Genomic DNA, 3,224 nt, shown 5'->3' with positions numbered 1-3,224 from the left:
CAATGAGCAATGCTAAACCCCTACAACAGATGTGGTTCAAATACATGAAAACTGCTGTAAGCCCAAAAACCTTGCTAGAGACGCGAAATTTCGCGTCTCTACAGGTCTAAAATCAGTACCAAAAATCTTTAACTCAACTGTATTGCAATAAAACCTTTTTTTCCCCCTGCCCCCTACGCCAAACCCTTTTAACTTCTTTCTTTATGTCCTTTGCGGTTCGTTAGTTGTGCAACCAAAAACCTTGTAGAGACGTAAAATTTTACGTCTCTACATCAACGATTCATACCTCTATTCAGCAACGCAAAAGCGATCGCTACTTTCCTAATCTACCCAGATACAAAAGCAGATTCCGTCTGATGAAACTGAGATATCTCGGTTTGCAAGTAACGATAAAGACGATTCAGGGCGTTGATATGAGCGTAAGCTGCGGCTACCACAATATCAGTATCAAATGCTTGTCCAGAGAATATCCGCTCCTGATGCTTCAAGCGAACTGTGACGGTTCCTATGGAAGTTATGAGTTTTCAGATAAAGTATATAAGTGTCAGCCAACAGGCAAGATAAACCCTCGGCAATTTTAGCCCTACTCGCCTCGTCAATGCCTATATTTACATTTTTGACTGTTACTTTCGATGACATAATTTTCTCCTAATTAGGTTATATGTAATTGGGCATTGGGCATGGGGCATGGGGCATTGGGAATTGGGCATGGGGCATTGGGCATGGGGCATTGGGCATTGGGCATGGGGCATGGGGCATTGGGCATGGGGCATTGGGCATTGGGCATGGGGCATGGGGCATGGGGCATGGGGCATTGGGAATTGGCAATTGGGAGGCAGTTTTTGCTGTGTTGCTGAAGTTCTTTAATTTTGAATACTTCGGCTACGCTCAGTACAAGTTTTGAATTTTGAATTGATTTCTCCCCCTGCTCCCTCATCCCCCTTATCCCCCTTATCCCCCTTATCCCCCACTCCCCACTCCCATTCTCTATGCCAAGTGCATCTTTAAAACGCTACGGGGTGCTTTACGAACTCTGGCTAAAACGGTTTCTTTGCCTAAACGCTGGCAAGCCTCATACCGATGGCAACCAGAAAAGCCATAATATTGTCCATCTACTTCTAGGACATCTATAGGTTCTTGCTGCCCAATCTCCGCAATCGATTCCATTAAGGCTTGCACTTTATTTGGATCGTTTGCACGAGGCAACGGCCGTTTTATCTGATTTAATGGAATTTCTTGGACTCTAACCATAAGGAGTTTATCCAACTAGTTCTGTTTTGTGTCTCTAAATAAATCATAGTCATTATGACTACGTTTTGCAACTCCTTTGGGCAAAACTGCTAATGGTATCATTGGAGCACTCATGCGACAAAAAAACCGCACTACAAAGCAATTGGAAAATCAGCTCCAACACCGCATTAAGGGGCAGAAGACGATCGATTACTCGCTATCGCAACTTTTAAAGACGCTCTTGCTAGCTTGCTTCCCCGTAGGGGTTCACTATCAGGTAGCTATGAAATTTTCGCTTTGGCGTTTTTCCCACACTGTGCTGACCACATTTTGTCTATTGGGACTAACTGCTGCATCAGCGCCTGAGAGTAACATTCAGGGTATGGAACTGAAAATTGGGATTGTGCAGCGATTTGGCTCACAACCTAAAGCCAAGCTGCAACTAGAACCCACAAAAGGCGATCGCTTAAAGCTAAAATTTCTTACGGGTAACAAGCAGCAAACCTTGGTTACAAAGAATCCTGTAAAGCTGGAAACAGTCATGCAAGCTTTACCCCAGCCAACAATTGAAGAAGTGGTAGTTTTAGGCACATACCGCACCTTTGAAACTGCGGAAGACAGTGCTAATAAATGGCGTTCTCAAGGAATGGAAGTGGAAATATCCCAGCCAGAACGCTGGCAGGTTTGGGCAAAACGCGATGTTTATAGCACTCCTTTACTGCGACGCTTGCTATTGCAAAACATTCAAGCTTCTACCAAAGACAAAGTATATCTTGATACTAAAGTTTTAAAACAAGTACCGCGAGTTAGTTGGGTGGTGGATGGTAAGCGCTATAGCCCAAATGATTTAGAAATCAGCACTGATAAAAACTTAATTCGGGTGAATAAAAGCGAAAAACAAGAGTTTGCTCGTCTTTATGCAGGGCGAATGAATTTGCAGCCAAATGCTTATGGCACATACACTCTAGTTAACCAAGTACCCTTAGAAACTTATTTGCGTGGGGTTGTGCCTTACGAAATAGGCACAGATGCACCAACAGCAGCGCTGGAAGCCCAGGCAATTCTCGCTCGGACTTATGCTTTAAGAAATTTACGCAGGTTCGCAGCAGATAACTATCAGTTGTGTGCTGATACTCACTGCCAAGTTTATTATGGGCTGAATGGAGCAGCAGCCAAAACAGACAAAGCGATCGCCTCAACCAGGGGTAAGGTAGTAACCTATAAAAATGAACTAGTAGATGCCCTTTATTCTTCCACCACTGGTGGTGTCACCGCCTCCTTCAGCGATGTCTGGAATGGCGATGATCGTCCCTATCTGCGCCCTGTACTGGATGCTGCCACTAATTTTTGGAACTTGTCTAAGCAGAGTTTAGCAGATGAAAAGAACTTCCAAAAATTTATTAATACCCAACAAGGATTTAATGAAAGCAAGTGGGATATGTTTCGTTGGCACAAGGAAACCTCTTTAGAGGATATTACCAAGGACTTGCAGAAATTTTTGCAGGTGAAAAACAGTCCCTATGCCAAATTTAAAACAATTCAGACTATGGCAGTAGTGAAGCGAAGCCAGAGTGGGCGTATCCTTGAACTTGCTGTTAAAACTGATAAAAGCACCTTTGTCCTCTACAAAGACGAAGTTCGTAGTGCCTTTGCTGCTCCTAGAAGTACGCTATTTTACATAGAACCCCTGAATAAAGGAAAACCCGAACTGTGGGGATATGCCTTTATTGGTGGTGGATTAGGACATGGAGTCGGCTTGAGTCAAACTGGCGCTCAAAATTTAGCTAAATTAGGTTGGTCAAGTCCAAAAATTCTCCAATTCTATTATCCTGGTACTCAGATTCAGATTTTCAGCAAAGAGACTAAACTTTAAGCTAATCGGAAAACTCCATACTTAAAAAATTAAGCAGGAACACAGTAAATATTGTGTTCCTGCTCAACACAAAATTAGGCTTTTTGTCAAAGTCGCTTTATAAACACGGCATTGAGAGGGG

4 protein-coding genes and 1 pseudogene are annotated in these 3,224 nt (G+C 43.2%); 1 reads left to right on the top strand and 4 read right to left on the bottom strand.

The window, feature by feature from the left end; all coding sequences use genetic code 11:
• Positions 1 to 326: 326 nt before the first annotated feature.
• The 4 genes and pseudogenes from LC574_RS32890 to LC574_RS32875 form a co-directional block, all read right to left on the bottom strand.
• Positions 327 to 488, bottom strand: coding sequence for a hypothetical protein (locus LC574_RS32890; RefSeq protein WP_306422192.1), 162 nt, complete (start codon positions 486 to 488; stop codon positions 327 to 329).
• A 13-nt stretch (positions 489 to 501) separates the two neighbouring features.
• Positions 502 to 639: pseudogene (locus LC574_RS32885) on the bottom strand (DNA starvation/stationary phase protection protein); the annotation flags it as partial.
• Positions 640 to 652: 13 nt separating this feature from the next.
• Positions 653 to 808, bottom strand: a complete 156-nt coding sequence (locus tag LC574_RS32880) for a hypothetical protein (protein ID WP_229457779.1) — start codon at positions 806 to 808, stop codon at positions 653 to 655.
• 179 nt (positions 809 to 987) lie between these two features.
• Entirely contained in the window at positions 988 to 1,251 is a 264-nt protein-coding gene (locus tag LC574_RS32875) for a ParB N-terminal domain-containing protein (RefSeq protein ID WP_012410090.1), read from the bottom strand.
• A gap of 262 nt (positions 1,252 to 1,513) precedes the next feature.
• Here LC574_RS32875 and LC574_RS32870 point away from each other — a divergent pair, with 262 nt between their 5' ends.
• Entirely contained in the window at positions 1,514 to 3,103 is a 1,590-nt protein-coding gene (locus LC574_RS32870) for a SpoIID/LytB domain-containing protein (protein ID WP_229457777.1), read from the top strand.
• The last annotated feature ends 121 nt before the right edge of the window (positions 3,104 to 3,224 follow it).

The sequence above is a fragment of the Nostoc sp. CHAB 5715 genome, assembly GCF_020829685.1.
In the GTDB taxonomy this organism is placed as follows: Bacteria; Cyanobacteriota; Cyanobacteriia; order Cyanobacteriales; family Nostocaceae; genus Nostoc.
The sequence above is the reverse complement of the archived record's forward strand: the minus strand, read 5'-3'. Positions and strand labels throughout refer to the sequence as shown.

What these genes read in the sequence shown, in the direction of transcription:
- LC574_RS32880 (WP_229457779.1), bottom strand. Translation starts at nt 808, where the DNA reads ATGCCCCATGCCCCATGCCCCATGCCCAATGCCCAATGCCCCATGCCC.
- LC574_RS32875 (WP_012410090.1), bottom strand. Translation starts at nt 1,251, where the DNA reads ATGGTTAGAGTCCAAGAAATTCCATTAAATCAGATAAAACGGCCGTTG.
- LC574_RS32870 (WP_229457777.1), top strand. Translation starts at nt 1,514, where the DNA reads ATGAAATTTTCGCTTTGGCGTTTTTCCCACACTGTGCTGACCACATTT.